Raw genomic sequence first — 15,519 nt, forward strand, 5'->3', positions numbered from 1 at the left:
CTGGCCCTCTCCCACGGGGAGAGGGTACAAACATAAAAAACGGCAACCGAGGTTGCCGTTTTGCTTTTATTTCGCAATACGCTTGTACTTAATACGCTTCGGCTCCAGCGCGTCGGCGCCCAGCGTGCGTTTCTTGTACTCTTCGTATTCGGTGAAGTTACCTTCGAAGAACTCCACTTTACCTTCGTCCTGATAGTCCAGGATGTGGGTCGCGATACGGTCCAGGAACCAGCGGTCGTGCGAGATAACCATCGCACAGCCCGGGAACTCCAGCAGGGCGTTTTCCAGCGCGCGCAGGGTTTCGATATCCAGGTCGTTTGTTGGTTCATCGAGCAGCAGAACGTTACCGCCCACCTGCAGCAGCTTCGCCAGGTGCAGACGACCGCGCTCGCCGCCGGACAGTTCGCCCACGCGTTTGCCCTGGTCGGTGCCTTTGAAGTTAAAGCGGCCAACGTAGGCGCGGCTTGGCATCTCGGTGTTGCCGATACGCATGATATCCAGACCGCCGGACACTTCTTCCCACACGGTTTTGCTGTTATCCATTGCGTCACGGAACTGGTCAACGGAGGCCAGCTTCACGGTTTCACCCAGGGTGATAGAGCCGCTGTCAGGCTGTTCCTGACCGGACATCATGCGGAACAGGGTCGATTTACCCGCGCCGTTCGGACCGATGATCCCGACGATAGCGCCTTTCGGTACGGAGAAGGTCAGGTCGTCGATCAGCAGACGGTCGCCGTAGGATTTACGCAGGTTGGTCACTTCAACCACTTTATCCCCCAGACGTGCTCCAGGTGGAATAAACAGTTCGTTGGTTTCGTTACGTTTCTGGTATTCGGTGTTGTTCAGCTCTTCGAAGCGTGCCAGACGGGCTTTGCCCTTAGACTGACGGCCTTTCGCGCCCTGACGAACCCACTCCAGCTCTTTCTCGATAGACTTACGACGCGCCGCTTCCTGGGAAGCTTCCTGCGCCAGACGCTGATCTTTCTGCTCCAGCCAGGAGGAGTAGTTGCCTTCCCACGGAATACCTTCGCCGCGGTCCAGTTCCAGGATCCAGCCAGCGACGTTGTCGAGGAAGTAACGGTCGTGGGTAATCGCCACAACGGTGCCTTCGAAGTCGTGCAGGAAGCGTTCCAGCCACGCCACGGATTCTGCGTCCAGGTGGTTAGTCGGTTCGTCGAGCAGCAGCATGTCTGGTTTTTCCAGCAGCAGGCGGCACAGCGCCACGCGGCGGCGTTCACCCCCGGAGAGGTTCGCGATTTTCGCATCCCAGTCCGGCAGACGCAGGGCATCAGCCGCGCGCTCCAGCTGCACGTTCAGGTTGTGACCGTCGTGCGCCTGGATGATCTCTTCATACTTGCCCTGTTGCGCGGCCAGCTTGTCGAAGTCCGCATCCGGCTCAGCGTATTTGGCATACACTTCATCCAGACCTTTCAGCGCGTTAACCACTTCGGATACCGCTTCTTCAACGGATTCGCGAACGGTGTGTTCCGGGTTCAGCTGAGGTTCCTGCGGCAGGTAACCAATCTTGATGCCAGGCTGCGGACGGGCTTCACCTTCGATGTCTGTATCAATGCCGGCCATGATGCGCAGCAGGGTGGACTTACCGGCACCGTTGAGACCCAGAACACCGATTTTTGCGCCCGGGAAGAAGCTCAGCGAGATATTTTTAAGAATATGACGTTTCGGCGGGACAACTTTGCCGACACGATGCATGGTATAAACGAATTGAGCCACGTTGGACTTCGCCTCTTTTATCGTAATGAGAAGGAATTTCAGCCTCGAAGTGTAGCCTTTTTCACGTCCTAATCCCAGCCAGGAACGTCGGGAGTGTTAAAACGCGCAAGAAAGGTAAAAAAGTGTCCATGACGTGGCGCGTTGAAGGATGCCTGGTTAGCATAAGTTAATTAGACTTTGACGTGGCAAGACGCTGCAATTGACGAAAAAACAATGAGGAAGAGCTTGTGGAAAAAGCCAAACGGGTGGTCTGGCGTCTGCTGGCTGCCAGCGTATGCGTAATGGCGGTAAGCCAGGCGGTGCATGCCGATTCACTGGATGAACAACGTAACCGCTACGCCCAGATTAAACAGGCGTGGGACAACAAGCAGATGGATACCGTGCAGGCGCTGATGCCGACGCTAAAGGATTATCCGCTGTATCCGTATCTGGAGTATCGCCAGATAACCGACGATCTGATGAACCAGCCTACCGTCACCGTGAATAACTTCATTCAGGCGAACCCAACCCTGCCGCCAGCCCGAAATCTGCAGTCTCGCTTTGTGAATGAGCTGGCGCGTCGCGAAGACTGGCGCGGACTGCTGGCGTTTAGCCCTGAAAAGCCGAACGCCACCGAAGCGCAGTGTAACTATTACTACGCAAAATGGGCGACCGGCCAGCAGGAAGAGGCCTGGGCCGGAGCGAAAGAGCTCTGGCTGACCGGAAAAAACCAGCCGAACGCCTGTGATTCCCTGTTTAGCGCGTGGCGTGCTTCCGGCAAGCAGGATCCGCTCTCCTACCTTGAACGCATCCGTCTGGCGATGAAAGCCGGTAACACGCGTCTGGTGACCACGCTGGCGGGGCAGATGCCGTCCGATTACCAGACGATCTCCACGGCGGTTATCTCGCTGGCTAACGATCCAAACAGCGTCCTGACCTTTGCCCGCAGTACCGGCGCGACCGATTTTACCCGCCAGATGGCGGCGGTGGCCTTTGCCAGCGTGGCGCGTGACGATGTCGAAAACGCGCGGCTGATGATCCCGCAGCTGGTGCAGGCGCAGCAGCTCAATGAGGAGCAAACCCAGGAGTTGCGCGACATCGTGGCGTGGCGACTGATGGGCACCGATGTGACCGATGAACAGGCGCGCTGGCGTGACGATGCCATTATGCGTTCGAACTCCACGTCGCTGGTGGAACGCCGTGTGCGCATGGCGCTGGGCACGGGCGATCGCCGTGGGCTGAATACCTGGCTCGCGCGGTTGCCCATGGAGGCCAAAGAGAAAGACGAATGGCGCTACTGGCAGGCCGATCTGCTGATGGAGCGCGGTCGTGATGATGAGGCCAAAGAGATCCTCCATTCGCTGATGCAGCAGCGCGGGTTTTACCCAATGGCTGCCGCGCAGCGTCTGGGCGAGGAATACACCTTCCGTATAGATAAAGCGCCTGCCAACGCGAACCCGGCGCTGACGCAGGGGCCAGAAATGGCGCGCGTTCGCGAGCTGATGTACTGGAATATGGATAACACCGCGCGCAGCGAGTGGGCGAATCTGGTGACCAGCCGCACCACCGATGAGAAAGCCCAGCTTGCCCGCTATGCGTTTGATAATCACTGGTGGGATCTCAGCGTGCAGGCGACGATCGCCGGCAAGCTTTGGGATCATCTGGAAGAGCGTTTCCCGCTGGCGTACAAAGATCTGTTCGATCGCTACACCAGCGGCAAAGATATCCCGCAAAGCTACGCGATGGCGATTGCCCGTCAGGAGAGCGCGTGGAACCCGAAAGTCCGCTCCCCGGTGGGCGCCAGCGGCCTGATGCAGATTATGCCAGGCACGGCGACGCACACGGTGAAGATGTTTAATATTCCTGGCTACAGCAGTCCGTCGCAGCTTCTGGATCCGGATACCAACATCAACATCGGTACCAGCTATCTCCAGTACGTGTATCAGCAGTTCGGCAATAACCGCATCTTCTCTTCGGCGGCGTATAACGCGGGGCCAGGACGCGTACGCACCTGGCTCGGCAACAGCGCCGGACGCATCGACGCCGTAGCGTTTGTGGAGAGCATTCCGTTCTCGGAAACGCGCGGCTACGTGAAGAACGTGCTGGCCTATGACGCTTACTATCGCTACTTCATGGGGCAGAAAGATACCCTGATGAGCGATGCCGAGTGGCAGAGACGTTACTGATCGGCGTGGGTTGTGTTATGCTGTACTCGCTAAAGAGTACAAGAGGCAGCATAACATGACCCAGCATTCCCCGTATTCCTCGGCAATGGCCGAACAACGTCATCTGGAGTGGCTTCGTTTTGTGGAGCTGCTGCGTCAGTCTTACGAACAGGATCTGCATTTACCCCTTATGCAGCTGATGCTCACGCCGGACGAGCGTGAGGCGCTGGGCACCCGCGTGCGGATCATTGAAGAGCTGCTGCGCGGCGAGATGAGCCAGCGCGAGCTGAAAAATGAGCTCGGCGCGGGTATTGCAACGATCACCCGAGGCTCGAACAGCCTGAAGTCGGCCCCGGTTGAGCTGCGCCAGTGGCTGGAAGCGGTATTGCTGAAAGACGCCGGATGACTGCTTTGCCTTATCCGGCCAAAAAAACTTACCGATAAATCGCGTTATGGAACGGGCTTAAGGCCAGAATCACGGCCTGATGATAAACGCCTGAACGCGTCAGCGCACCTGCGGTAAAGACGCCAATCGCCCCTTCTTTACGGCCAATCTCATCGATTCCGGTGTACTGCGACATCACCGGCCCGAGCGCTTCACCCGCACGGACTTTTTCCAGAATGATCTCCGGCAGCGGCAGGGTGGCCGAACGCGCTTCACCGCGCTGCTCGCGGCTTTCGATGACCACCCAGCTAAAGGTTGCGCCTTCGTCGATACCTGCTTCAATCGCTACCCAAAAGTCAGCATCCGGTGCGGCAGTCTTTGCGTTTGCCACGCGATTTCGTGCGCCAGCGCGCGTTTCCTCGCTGCCAAACGGCTGTTCAGGAACGCCGCTCTCGACGCCGATGGCCTCAATATGGCAGGATCCTGCGCCGAAGATCTCGTCAAATGCCCTTAGAATTGCCTGAATTTTGGCAGGATTAGTGGTAGCAGAGACAACATGGTGCATAATTAAGCTCGATTCAAAAAAAACTCATCGCAGTATAACGGAAAAAAAGCATGTTACAGGTATACCTTGTTCGCCACGGTGAAACGCAGTGGAACGCCGAGCGACGTATTCAAGGCCAGTCAGACAGTCCTCTCACCGAGAAGGGTGTGCAGCAAGCGTGGCAGGTGGCGGAACGCGCCAGAACGCTGGGCATTACCCACGTGATTACCAGCGATTTAGGTCGCACACAGCAGACGGCGCGCATCATCGCAGATGCCTGCGGCTGTGACGTCATGCTGGAGCCGCGCCTGCGCGAGCTGGATATGGGCGTGCTGGAGAAACGCCATATCGATACGCTGACGGAAGCGGAGGAGGGCTGGCGCCGCACTCTCGTGAACGGTACCGAAGATGGCCGTATTCCTGAAGGCGAGTCCATGCAGGAGCTTAGCGTACGCATGCATGCCGCCCTGGCGGAGTGCCTGAAGCTGCCGGCGGGAAGCCGTCCGCTGCTGGTGAGTCACGGGATTGCGTTGGGTTGCCTGGTGAGCACTATTCTGGGGTTACCAGCTTACGCTGAGCGCCGTTTGCGCCTGCGCAACTGCTCCATTTCCCGGATTGATTATCAGGAAAGCGCGTGGCTGGCGTCGGGCTGGGTAGTGGAGATGGCAGGGGACATTTCGCATCTTGATGCCCCTGCGCTTGACGAACTGCAGCGTTAACGACGTATTGGAATCAAGAATTCCATACGCAGATTGATTGGGCCTTCTTCCGGTTTGGCATCCTGCGCCGGGTAGTAGCGCTCAATGTCCTGACCTTTACGGCGATTCAGATTCAGCATCGGCATGCAGGTTCCGTAAACGGTCAGGATAAATTCCTGAACCCCCGTTCCCAGCCCTTCATAGGCGAACATCACGTATTCGCCGCCTTCCAGCACGACAGGCTTCGAACCCTGAATGTAACCATTGGCCATCTCTGGCGTCAGCGCGGTGGTGTAGAACACCTCCTGCTCGTCGTCTTTTTCCTGGCTTGGGTGCGTTTCGTTGAGGCCATACAGGATTGGCGGGATCGCCGGTGCGTGGCTCAGGAAGTCGCGCCAGAACTGGACGCGCATCTGATGACGGAACTCAGAAATCTGCTCCAGTGAACAGGAGTAGCTTTGTGTCGTGCCGATCAGATGGGTTTCCGGCAGCGCGACAATTTCATATTTCGGCATTGCGAATTCGCCCAGACGCAGCGGCGGACGCATGCCAAACGAGCTCCAGTCAGGCGAGCGACGATAAAGCGCTGGCGTCAACGAGAACTGTTTTTTGAAGGCGCGGGTGAAGGTCTGCTGTGAATCGAAACGATATTGCAGGGCAATATCCAGAATAGGCCGCGCGGTCAGGCGCAATGCCACAGCAGATTTTGATAAACGACGTGCGCGAATATAGGCCCCGATAGCATGACCGGTGACATCCTTGAACATCCTTTGCAGATGCCACTTGGAATAGCCTGCTTTAGCCGCCACATTATCCAGTGACAAAGGCTGGTCGAGATGACCTTCCAGCCAGGTGAGCAGGTCGCGAATAATTCCAGCCTGATCCATATACTATCCTCATCCTTAAAACAGCAGGTGCCTGATAACAGGTTAGCGGATAATAGCATTTTTTGATGTTTTAGCATTCAGTGTTTTTTTTGCGCATTCATGCTTTTTAGAGCACATTACAGGCAGATATATTCTAATCCTGTGATCTTGCTACATTTTTGTCTAAAGTGTTGAATAATCGCTCAGTGTAATTTTAAAGAATGGTAACAATATGAAATACAAGACTTTGATCTTCACCGCGTTGATGCTGATGGTTGGACGCGTGGCGCAGGCAGAACAGATTGGCTCCGTCGATACCGTGTTCAAAATGTTCGGCCCGGACCACAAAATCGTGGTGGAGGCGTTTGACGATCCGGACGTGAAAAACGTCACCTGCTACGTCAGCCGCGCGAAAACGGGTGGTATCAAAGGCGGGCTGGGACTGGCGGAAGATACCTCCGATGCGGCGATTTCCTGTCAGCAGGTGGGGCCAGTTGAATTGAGTGATAAAATTAAAAACGGCAAAGCGCAGGGCGACGTGGTGTTCCAGAAACGGACCTCACTGGTGTTCAAAAAGCTGCAGGTGGTGCGTTTCTATGATGCCAAACGCAACACCCTGGCTTACCTTGCCTACTCTGACAAAGTGGTGGAAGGCTCGCCGAAAAACGCGATCAGCGCGGTGCCGATTATGCCGTGGCATTAATTCAGGGATGAACTATGCAACAACCTGTGGTCTGGCTGGTTGAAGACGAAACCAGTATCGCCGATACGCTGATCTACATGCTTCAGCAGGAAGGATTCGCGGTAAAGGCGTTTGAACGCGGTTTACCCGTGCTGGAGGAGGCGCGGCGGCAGGTTCCGGCGCTCGCTATTCTGGACGTCGGGCTGCCGGACATCAGTGGATTTGAGCTTTGCCGCCAGCTTCTGGCGCAGCATCCCTCACTGCCCGTGCTGTTTCTGACGGCGCGCAGTGATGAGGTAGACAAGCTGCTTGGCCTGGAAATGGGGGCTGATGACTACGTTGCGAAACCTTTCTCCCCTCGTGAAGTCTGCGCCCGGGTGCGGACGATTTTACGGCGCATGCAAAAATCCGCTGCGCCAGCAGCAACGTTGCGTATCGGGCAGTTTGAACTGAACGAGCCTGCCGCGCGAATTAGCTGGTGCGGTGAAGCACTGCCCCTGACCCGCTATGAATTCTTGCTGCTCAAAACCTTGTTGCAGGCCCCCGGGCGGGTCTTTTCTCGTCAGCAGCTCATGGACAAGGTGTGGGGTGAAGACGGCGACAGCTTCGATCGTACCGTGGACACCCACATCAAAACCCTGCGCGCCAAACTGCGGGCGGTGAACGAGGAACTGTCACCCATCAGCACCCATCGCGGTATGGGCTACAGTCTGGGCCTTTACTGATGCGCATTGGGATGCGGCTATTGCTGGGGTACTTCCTGATCGTGGCCATCGCCGCGTGGTTTGTGCTGTCGATCTTTGTTCAGGAAGTAAAACCCGGCGTGCGCAGGGCAACCGAGGGCACGTTAATCGACACCGCGACCCTGTTGGCTGAAATTGGACGTGACGATTTGCTTTCGGGTCATGCGCAGCAGGGCAAACTGGCCCAGGCCTTTTCTCAGCTTCATCAGCGCCCTTTCCGCGCTAATATCGGCGGGATTCATAAAGTGCGTAACGAGTACCACGTCTACATGACCGATGCGCAGGGCAGAGTGGTATTTGATTCCGCCGGTCTGGCCGTGGGGCAAGATTACTCGCGCTGGAACGACGTCTGGCTGACGCTTCGCGGCGAATACGGCGCGCGCAGTACGCAAAGCCATCCCGACGATCCGGAGAGCACGGTGATGTATGTTGCCGCGCCGGTTGTGGAGCAGGGCAAGATTATCGGCGTGGTGTCGGTCGGGAAACCTAACAGCGCGATGGCACCGGTTATCCATCGCAGCGAGCGGCGGATCCTGTGGGCAGGCGGGGCGCTGCTCGGCATTGCCCTGCTGATTGGCCTCGTTGTGGCGTGGTGGATCAATCGATCTATCGCGACGTTATCGCGCTATGCCGACTCGGTGACCACGGATACGCCTCTCCCGCTGCCTAATCCTGGCAGTAGCGAACTGCACAAGCTGGCATTGGCGCTGGAGAGTATGCGCATTCGCCTGGAAGGGAAAAACTACATTGAACACTATGTCCATGCGCTGACCCACGAGCTGAAAAGCCCCATCGCCGCCATACGCGGCGCGGCGGAAATTCTCTCCGAGCAGCCGCCGCCGCAGGTGGCCGCGCGGTTTATCGATAATATTCTGGTGCAAAACGCGCGTATGCAGTCGCTGGTTGAAAAACTGCTCACTCAGTCGCGTCTTGAAAATCGGGTCGAAATTACGCCTCAGATCGTCCGTGTCGACCTGCTGTTTACGCGTCTTGCCGACGCGCGCTCGGCGCTGTTGGCAGCAAAAGAGATTGTACTGACCCTTCAGCCCGCTTCGATTCATGTTGAAGGCGATCCCGACCTTCTCGAACAGGCACTCGGTAATTTACTGGATAACGCTATCGATTTTACGCCGCAGGGCGGCGCCATTGAACTGGCGGCCCGGGAAGTGCAGGGGCAGATACAGCTGATCGTCACCGACAGCGGAAGCGGGATCCCGGATTACGCGCTGGATCGTATTTTTGAGCGCTTTTATTCTCTGCCGCGGGAGAACGGATTGAAGAGCAGCGGGCTCGGGCTGGCGTTTGTTCAGGAGGTGGCGCGTCTGCATCAGGGAGAGATTACATTGCGTAATCGTGATGAAGGTGGCGTGATGGCCACGCTGATACTTCACCGTCCCTTCACATAACTTCAAACTAACCCCACACGGCCTGGTTACGCTCTCCTCATCACAAAGGAGACGTAATGATGAAATCCCCACTGTTCTGGAAAATTAGCACCCTGCTGGGGTGCATCCTGCTGCTGTTAGTTCCGCTGTTTATGGTCAGTAACCTGATTTCAGAGCGCGAGAGCTACCGCAACGATGTCGAAAATACGCTGCGCCAGAGTACCAGCGGACCGCAAAAACTGGTCGGCCCGATGATTGCGATTCCGATGACGGAGATCTTTTACAAGATAGAGGATGAGAAGAAGGTCGAATACAAGAAAAGCTACATGCATTTCATTCTGCCGGAATCTCTGGTTGTTGAAGGGAACCAACGCGTTGAGTTGAGAAATATTGGTATCTATGACGGGCAGATCTGGAACACGGACCTGAAGATAAAAGCGCAGTTTAATACCGAAGAGCTGAAGCAGTTGAAAGGGGAAACGATCGCGACAGGGCAGCCGTTTATCGTGACGGGCGTTGGCGACGCGCGGGGTATTGGCGCGGTCAGTATCTCTAAAATCAATGGTGAGACCCTAAGCGTGGAACCCGGTTCAGGCGTCTACGGTGCGCTTGCTGGGATCCACATCCCGCTGACCGACAAAGCGCTGGAAGCCAAAACGTTTGCGCTTGATATGTCCCTCAGCCTGGCGGGAACCGGCAGTTTTGCGGTGGTGCCGGTAGGGCGTAATAGCGAAATGACGCTCAACAGCAACTGGCCGCATCCGGGTTTTATGGGCGATTATCTCCCTGTTAAGCATCAGATAGGTGAGTCTGGTTTCCAGGCGAACTGGCAGAGCAGCTGGTTTGCAAATAACCTTGAGAGCTGGTTCTACGGCAAGGAGTCGCCGGAGTGGGAGGCGCTCCCGGCCTTTAGCGTGACGGTAGCGACGCCAGCCGACCAGTATCAATTGACCGACCGGGCAATTAAATACGCTATTTTGTTGATTGCGCTGACGTTTATGGCTTTCTTTGTCTTCGAAACCTTAACCGGATTACGCCTTCATCCGATGCAGTATCTGCTGGTGGGGCTGTCGCTGGTCCTGTTCTATCTGGTGTTGCTGGCGCTGTCTGAACACGTCGGGTTTACGCCAGCCTGGGTTGTTGCAAGCCTGGTTGGCGCAGCGATGAACGGAATGTACCTGCAGGCCGTGCTGAAAAGCTGGAAACGCAGCGGGCTGTTTGTGCTGGCACTACTCGGACTGGATGTCGTGATGTGGTTCCTGCTGCGCTCGGAGGACAGCGCATTGCTACTGGGCTCTGCTGTTCTTGCCCTGGCGCTGTTCGCGGTGATGTACCTGACCCGGCATTTCGACTGGTACTCGCTCTCTCAGCCGAAGCGACCAGAGCCACCCGCAGCATCTGATAACGATACGATGCGGATCTGGAAATAAAAAAACGGCGCAAATGCGCCGTTTTTTAATGCGTTAACTGCGGGATTACTCTTGCAGATCGCCGCAGAAACGATACCCTTCGCCGTGGATCGTGGCGATGATTTCCGGCGTATCTGGCGTAGATTCGAAATGCTTACGAATACGACGAATGGTCACGTCTACGGTACGGTCGTGCGGTTTCAGCTCACGGCCGGTCATTTTCTTCAGCAGCTCTGCACGGGACTGAATTTTGCCCGGGTTTTCGCAGAAGTGCAGCATCGCGCGGAATTCACTGCGCGGCAGTTTATACTGCTCACCGTTCGGGCTAATCAGCGAACGGCTATTGATATCAAGTTCCCAGCCGTTGAATTTGTAGCTGTCTACGCTACGACGCTCTTCGCTGACCGTACCCAGGTTCATGGTGCGGGACAGCAGGTTGCGTGCACGAATGGTTAACTCGCGAGGATTGAACGGCTTGGTGATGTAGTCATCCGCACCGATTTCCAGGCCAAGAATTTTATCAACTTCGTTATCACGGCCCGTCAGGAACATTAACGCGACGTTCGCCTGCTCGCGCAGTTCGCGCGCCAGAAGAAGACCGTTTTTGCCCGGCAGGTTAATATCCATGATCACCAGGTTGATATCATTTTCAGAAAGGATCTGATGCATCTCTGCGCCATCGGTCGCTTCAAAGACATCGTAGCCTTCTGCTTCGAAAATGCTCTTTAACGTGTTGCGTGTTACCAACTCGTCTTCAACGATAAGAATGTGCGGGGTCTGCATGTTTGCTACCTAAATTGCCAACTAAATCGAAACAGGAAGTACAAAAGTCCCTGACCTGCCTGATGCATGTCGCAAATTAACATGATCGGCTTAACGTGACTAAAGTACGTAATTGCGTTCTTGATGCACTTTCCATCAACGTCAACAACATCATTAGCTTGGTCTTGGGTACTTTCCCTTTGGACCCGACAGTGTCAAAAACGGCTGTCATCCTAACCATTTTAACAGCAACATAACAGGCTAAGTGACACCAGACACCCAATAAAACTACGCTTCGTTGACATATATCAAGTTCAATTGTAGCACGTTAACAGTTTGATGAAATCATCGTAGCCGAATGCTAGCCTTTGTCACAATTTTTCAATAAACCAACTAGTTGCGGACATTGATTTATAAACGAAGCGAATCCAATCAGAATAGGGTATTCATGTCGCTATTATCATTATAAAACATGGGGATAATAGTGTTCTGTTAACATTCTAACTGATTGTTCAGACAAGGAATAGTTTAGCGTTTTTAATTTGTTATGAAACGCTATTTCGGTGATTTGTGTTGCATTTTTGTAAATTCGCGCCGCGTAATATGTTGAAGTGCATCACATTTTTGCCCGCTAACTGATTAAAAAGAGAGCATAAATGCATCTGTCGATTGTACTGGTTGCCCCAGCCAGAGCCGAAAATATAGGCGCTGCCGCGCGCGCCATGAAGACCATGGGATTCACCGATTTACGTATCGTGGACAGCACTGCCCACCTGGAGCCTGCGGCTCGTTGGGTCGCGCACGGATCGGGCGATATCCTCGATAATATAACCACTTACGCGACGCTTGCTGATGCGCTGCACGACATTTCGTTTACCGTTGCGACCACCGCGCGCAGCCGTGCGAAGTTCCATTACTATGCCACGCCAGCGGAGCTGGTGCCGATGTTGAGCGAGAAAAGCCAGTGGCTGGATAAAGCCGCGCTGGTGTTTGGTCGCGAAGATTCCGGATTAACCAACGAAGAGCTGGAGCTGGCGGACGTTCTTACCGGTGCGCCGATGGTCGCCGATTATCCCTCCCTGAATTTAGGCCAGGCGGTCATGGTCTATTGCTATCAATTAGCCTCCCTAATACAAATCCCTCAACCTCCGGCAGAAGGGGCAAATGAAAATCAGCTGGCTGCGCTGCGCGCTCGCGTTGAGCAACTATTGTCTCAGCTGGGGGTGGCGGACGATCAGAAAATGGCTTACTGGCTGCAGCAGCGTTTGGGCCGTCTTGAGCAGCGGGACACCGCAATGCTGCACCGTTTGCTGCACGATATTGAAAAAAAATTGGCGGAGTAAAATCCTGTCATAAGTTTTTACTATGGCGAATAAGTCTGTACTGATGGGTTGCACTTGGGCGAATCGGATGAAAATAAATCTGCAAACAGCGGGACGTGAGAGTCTCCTGAATTGTGATCAAATTAAAAATTCGTTGACTTAAGGTGCCCGATCCTTTAACCCTAAAAGAATACAGGACAGACAGATAATAATGACAGAGTACACAACATCCATGAAACGCATCAGCATCACCACCATTACTACAACCATCATCATTACCACAGGTAACGATGCGGGCTGACGCGTACAGGAAAAACAAAAAAAAGCCCGCACCTGAACAGTGCGGGCTTTTTTTTCGGCTAAAGGAAACGAGGTAGAACCATGCGAGTGTTGAAGTTCGGCGGTACATCAGTGGCAAATGCAGAACGTTTTCTGCGTGTTGCCGATATCCTGGAAAGCAACGCCAGGCAGGGGCAGGTTGCTACCGTGCTCTCTGCCCCGGCAAAAATCACGAACCATCTGGTGGCGATGATTGAAAAAACCATCGGTGGCCAGGATGCACTCCCGAACATCAGCGACGCAGAGCGTATCTTCGCTGACTTGCTGCAAGGGCTGGCAGAGGCGCTGCCAGGCTTCCCACACGCTCAGCTGAAGTCCTTCGTTGAGCAGGAATTCGCGCAAATCAAACATGTCCTGCACGGCATCAGCCTTCTCGGCCAGTGCCCGGACAGCGTCAACGCGGCGCTGATCTGCCGGGGCGAAAAACTCTCTATCGCCATCATGGCCGGCGTGCTGGAAGCGCGCGGACATAGCGTGACCGTGATCGACCCGGTTGAAAAACTGCTGGCGGTGGGCCACTACCTCGAATCCACCGTTGATATTGCCGAATCAACCCGCCGTATCGCCGCAAGCAAAATTCCTTCTGACCATATGATCCTGATGGCAGGCTTCACCGCCGGTAACGAGAAGGGCGAGCTGGTGGTGCTGGGCCGTAACGGCTCCGACTACTCCGCCGCCGTGCTGGCCGCCTGTTTACGCGCGGACTGTTGTGAGATCTGGACTGACGTCGACGGCGTTTATACCTGTGACCCGCGCCAGGTTCCGGACGCCAGGCTGCTGAAGTCGATGTCGTACCAGGAAGCGATGGAGCTTTCCTACTTCGGCGCCAAAGTGCTTCACCCTCGTACCATCTCCCCGATTGCCCAGTTCCAGATCCCTTGCCTGATTAAAAACACCGGTAACCCGCAGGCGCCGGGTACGCTGATTGGCGCGAGTACCGATGAAGACGGTTTGCCGGTCAAAGGCATCTCCAACCTGAACAACATGGCGATGTTCAGCGTCTCCGGCCCGGGGATGAAGGGGATGGTCGGCATGGCGGCGCGCGTCTTTGCGGCTATGTCCCGCAACGGTATCTCGGTGGTGCTGATTACCCAGTCTTCTTCCGAATACAGCATCAGCTTCTGCGTGCCGCAGGCTGACTGCCTGCGCGCCCGTCGCGCGCTGGAGGAGGAGTTCTATCTGGAACTCAAAGAAGAGCTGCTGGAGCCGCTCGCCATTCAGGAGCGTCTGGCGATTATCTCCGTGGTCGGCGACGGCATGCGTACGCTGCGGGGTATCTCCGCCAGGTTCTTTGCCGCGCTGGCGCGCGCCAATATCAATATCGTGGCGATTGCTCAGGGCTCGTCTGAGCGTTCAATTTCTGTTGTCGTGGACAATGATGACGCCACCACCGGCGTACGCGTGGTTCACCAGATGCTGTTCAACACCGATCAGGTTATCGAGCTGTTCCTGATTGGCGTCGGCGGGGTGGGCGGCGCGCTGCTGGAGCAGGTGAAGCGTCAGCAGGAGTGGCTGAAGAAGAAACATATCGATCTGCGCGTCTGCGGAATTGCCAACTCCAGAGCGCTGCTCACCAACGTTCACGGTCTGAACCTGGAGAACTGGCAGGCCGAGATGAACGAGGCGAAAGAGCCGTTCAACCTGGGCCGCCTGATCCGTCTGGTGAAAGAGTACCACCTGCTTAACCCGGTGATTGTCGACTGTACCTCGAACCAGGCGGTGGCCGATCAGTACGCCGACTTCCTGCGCGAAGGTTTCCACGTGGTGACGCCGAACAAAAAGGCCAACACCTCGTCGATGGATTACTATCACCAGCTGCGTCTGGCGGCGAGCAAGTCGCGCCGCAAGTTCCTGTACGACACCAACGTGGGCGCGGGGCTGCCGGTTATCGAGAACCTGCAGAACCTGCTGAACGCGGGCGACGAGCTGCAGCGTTTCTCCGGCATTCTCTCCGGCTCGCTGTCCTTTATCTTCGGCAAGCTGGATGAAGGCATGAGCCTCTCGGAAGCGACCCGCGCCGCGCGCGAGCTGGGCTATACCGAGCCGGATCCGCGTGACGATCTCTCCGGTATGGACGTGGCGCGCAAGCTGCTGATTCTGGCACGTGAAACGGGCCGTGAGCTTGAGCTTTCTGATATCGTGATTGAACCGGTGCTGCCAGTAGAATTTGACAGCAGCGGTGATGTCGCTGCATTCATGGCAAATTTGCCGCAGCTTGACGATGCTTTTGCCGCGCGCGTTGCGAAAGCCCGTGATGAAGGTAAGGTATTGCGCTATGTTGGCAACATTGAAGAAGATGGCGTGTGCCGGGTGAAGATTGCCGAAGTGGATGGCAACGACCCGCTGTACAAAGTTAAAAACGGCGAAAACGCCCTCGCGTTTTACAGCCACTATTATCAGCCATTGCCGCTGGTGCTTCGCGGCTATGGCGCAGGGAACGATGTTACGGCGGCGGGTGTGTTTGCCGATCTGCTGCGTACCCTGTCATGGAAGTTAGGAGTTTAAC

General features: G+C 55.6%; 15 protein-coding genes and 1 other annotated feature. Of the genes, 11 read left to right on the plus strand and 4 right to left on the minus strand.

Going from position 1 to position 15,519, the window contains the following annotated elements; genetic code table 11:
- Positions 1 to 66: 66 nt before the first annotated feature.
- A complete protein-coding gene (gene ettA / locus NWV12_RS03005; protein WP_006810191.1) occupies positions 67 to 1,734 on the minus strand; it encodes an energy-dependent translational throttle protein EttA in 1,668 nt (555 codons plus the stop codon).
- Positions 1,735 to 1,961: 227 nt separating this feature from the next.
- Between ettA and sltY the strand changes: the two genes are divergently transcribed.
- Positions 1,962 to 3,899: a murein transglycosylase gene (gene sltY, locus NWV12_RS03010; protein ID WP_048975080.1), complete on the plus strand. Its 1,938-nt coding sequence runs from the start codon at positions 1,962 to 1,964 to the stop codon at positions 3,897 to 3,899.
- Positions 3,900 to 3,954: 55 nt separating this feature from the next.
- Positions 3,955 to 4,284, plus strand: a complete 330-nt coding sequence (trpR, locus tag NWV12_RS03015) for a trp operon repressor (RefSeq protein ID WP_039260875.1) — start codon at positions 3,955 to 3,957, stop codon at positions 4,282 to 4,284.
- A gap of 28 nt (positions 4,285 to 4,312) precedes the next feature.
- Here trpR and yjjX read toward each other — a convergent pair whose 3' ends face one another.
- A complete protein-coding gene (gene yjjX, locus NWV12_RS03020) occupies positions 4,313 to 4,828 on the minus strand; it encodes an inosine/xanthosine triphosphatase (RefSeq protein ID WP_048979038.1) in 516 nt (171 codons plus the stop codon).
- A 50-nt stretch (positions 4,829 to 4,878) separates the two neighbouring features.
- On the opposite strand from yjjX, the gene gpmB reads away from it, so the two are divergent.
- The gene (gene gpmB / locus NWV12_RS03025; protein ID WP_023310332.1) at positions 4,879 to 5,526 is read left to right on the plus strand and encodes a 2,3-diphosphoglycerate-dependent phosphoglycerate mutase GpmB; all 648 of its coding nucleotides are present in this window, start codon (positions 4,879 to 4,881) and stop codon (positions 5,524 to 5,526) included.
- Here the strand turns inward: gpmB and robA are convergent.
- Positions 5,523 to 6,392, minus strand: a complete 870-nt coding sequence (robA, locus tag NWV12_RS03030; protein WP_029740850.1) for an MDR efflux pump AcrAB transcriptional activator RobA — start codon at positions 6,390 to 6,392, stop codon at positions 5,523 to 5,525. The genes gpmB and robA overlap by 4 nt on opposite strands.
- 211 nt (positions 6,393 to 6,603) lie before the next feature.
- On the opposite strand from robA, the gene creA reads away from it, so the two are divergent.
- The 4 genes from creA to creD are packed head-to-tail and all read left to right on the plus strand — an operon-like array spanning position 6,604 to position 10,611.
- On the plus strand, positions 6,604 to 7,074 hold the full coding sequence (gene creA / locus NWV12_RS03035; protein ID WP_023334448.1) for a protein CreA: 471 nt from the start codon (positions 6,604 to 6,606) through the stop codon (positions 7,072 to 7,074).
- 14 nt (positions 7,075 to 7,088) lie between these two features.
- Positions 7,089 to 7,778, plus strand: a complete 690-nt coding sequence (gene creB, locus NWV12_RS03040; protein WP_048979037.1) for a two-component system response regulator CreB — start codon at positions 7,089 to 7,091, stop codon at positions 7,776 to 7,778.
- The gene (gene creC / locus NWV12_RS03045) at positions 7,778 to 9,202 is read left to right on the plus strand and encodes a two-component system sensor histidine kinase CreC (protein WP_033144589.1); all 1,425 of its coding nucleotides are present in this window, start codon (positions 7,778 to 7,780) and stop codon (positions 9,200 to 9,202) included. Before creB ends, creC begins: the two co-directional genes overlap by 1 nt.
- Before the next feature lie 56 nt (positions 9,203 to 9,258).
- Positions 9,259 to 10,611, plus strand: a complete 1,353-nt coding sequence (gene creD, locus NWV12_RS03050) for a cell envelope integrity protein CreD (protein WP_048979036.1) — start codon at positions 9,259 to 9,261, stop codon at positions 10,609 to 10,611.
- A gap of 45 nt (positions 10,612 to 10,656) precedes the next feature.
- Here the strand turns inward: creD and arcA are convergent, their stop codons facing one another.
- A complete protein-coding gene (gene arcA, locus NWV12_RS03055; RefSeq protein ID WP_003856501.1) occupies positions 10,657 to 11,373 on the minus strand; it encodes a two-component system response regulator ArcA in 717 nt (238 codons plus the stop codon).
- A gap of 95 nt (positions 11,374 to 11,468) precedes the next feature.
- On the opposite strand from arcA, the gene yjjY reads away from it, so the two are divergent.
- The 4 genes from yjjY to thrA all read left to right on the plus strand — a co-directional run bounded on the left by yjjY (position 11,469) and on the right by thrA (position 15,518).
- On the plus strand, positions 11,469 to 11,609 hold the full coding sequence (gene yjjY, locus NWV12_RS03060; RefSeq protein ID WP_085928893.1) for a protein YjjY: 141 nt from the start codon (positions 11,469 to 11,471) through the stop codon (positions 11,607 to 11,609).
- A 399-nt stretch (positions 11,610 to 12,008) separates the two neighbouring features.
- The gene (locus NWV12_RS03065; RefSeq protein ID WP_048979035.1) at positions 12,009 to 12,695 is read left to right on the plus strand and encodes a tRNA/rRNA methyltransferase; all 687 of its coding nucleotides are present in this window, start codon (positions 12,009 to 12,011) and stop codon (positions 12,693 to 12,695) included.
- A gap of 211 nt (positions 12,696 to 12,906) precedes the next feature.
- Positions 12,907 to 12,975, plus strand: a complete 69-nt coding sequence (thrL, locus tag NWV12_RS03070) for a thr operon leader peptide (RefSeq protein WP_015572623.1) — start codon at positions 12,907 to 12,909, stop codon at positions 12,973 to 12,975.
- Positions 12,914 to 13,031 (plus strand) — a sequence feature (Thr leader region). It overlaps the preceding gene by 62 nt.
- Before the next feature lie 24 nt (positions 13,032 to 13,055).
- Positions 13,056 to 15,518 (plus strand): bifunctional aspartate kinase/homoserine dehydrogenase I, encoded by a 2,463-nt coding sequence (gene thrA, locus NWV12_RS03075; protein ID WP_048979034.1) that lies wholly within the window; start codon positions 13,056 to 13,058, stop codon positions 15,516 to 15,518.
- Position 15,519 lies beyond the last annotated feature (1 nt).

This window comes from Enterobacter sp. Crenshaw (assembly GCF_024734705.1).
In the GTDB taxonomy this organism is placed as follows: Bacteria; Pseudomonadota; Gammaproteobacteria; order Enterobacterales; family Enterobacteriaceae; genus Enterobacter; species Enterobacter asburiae_B.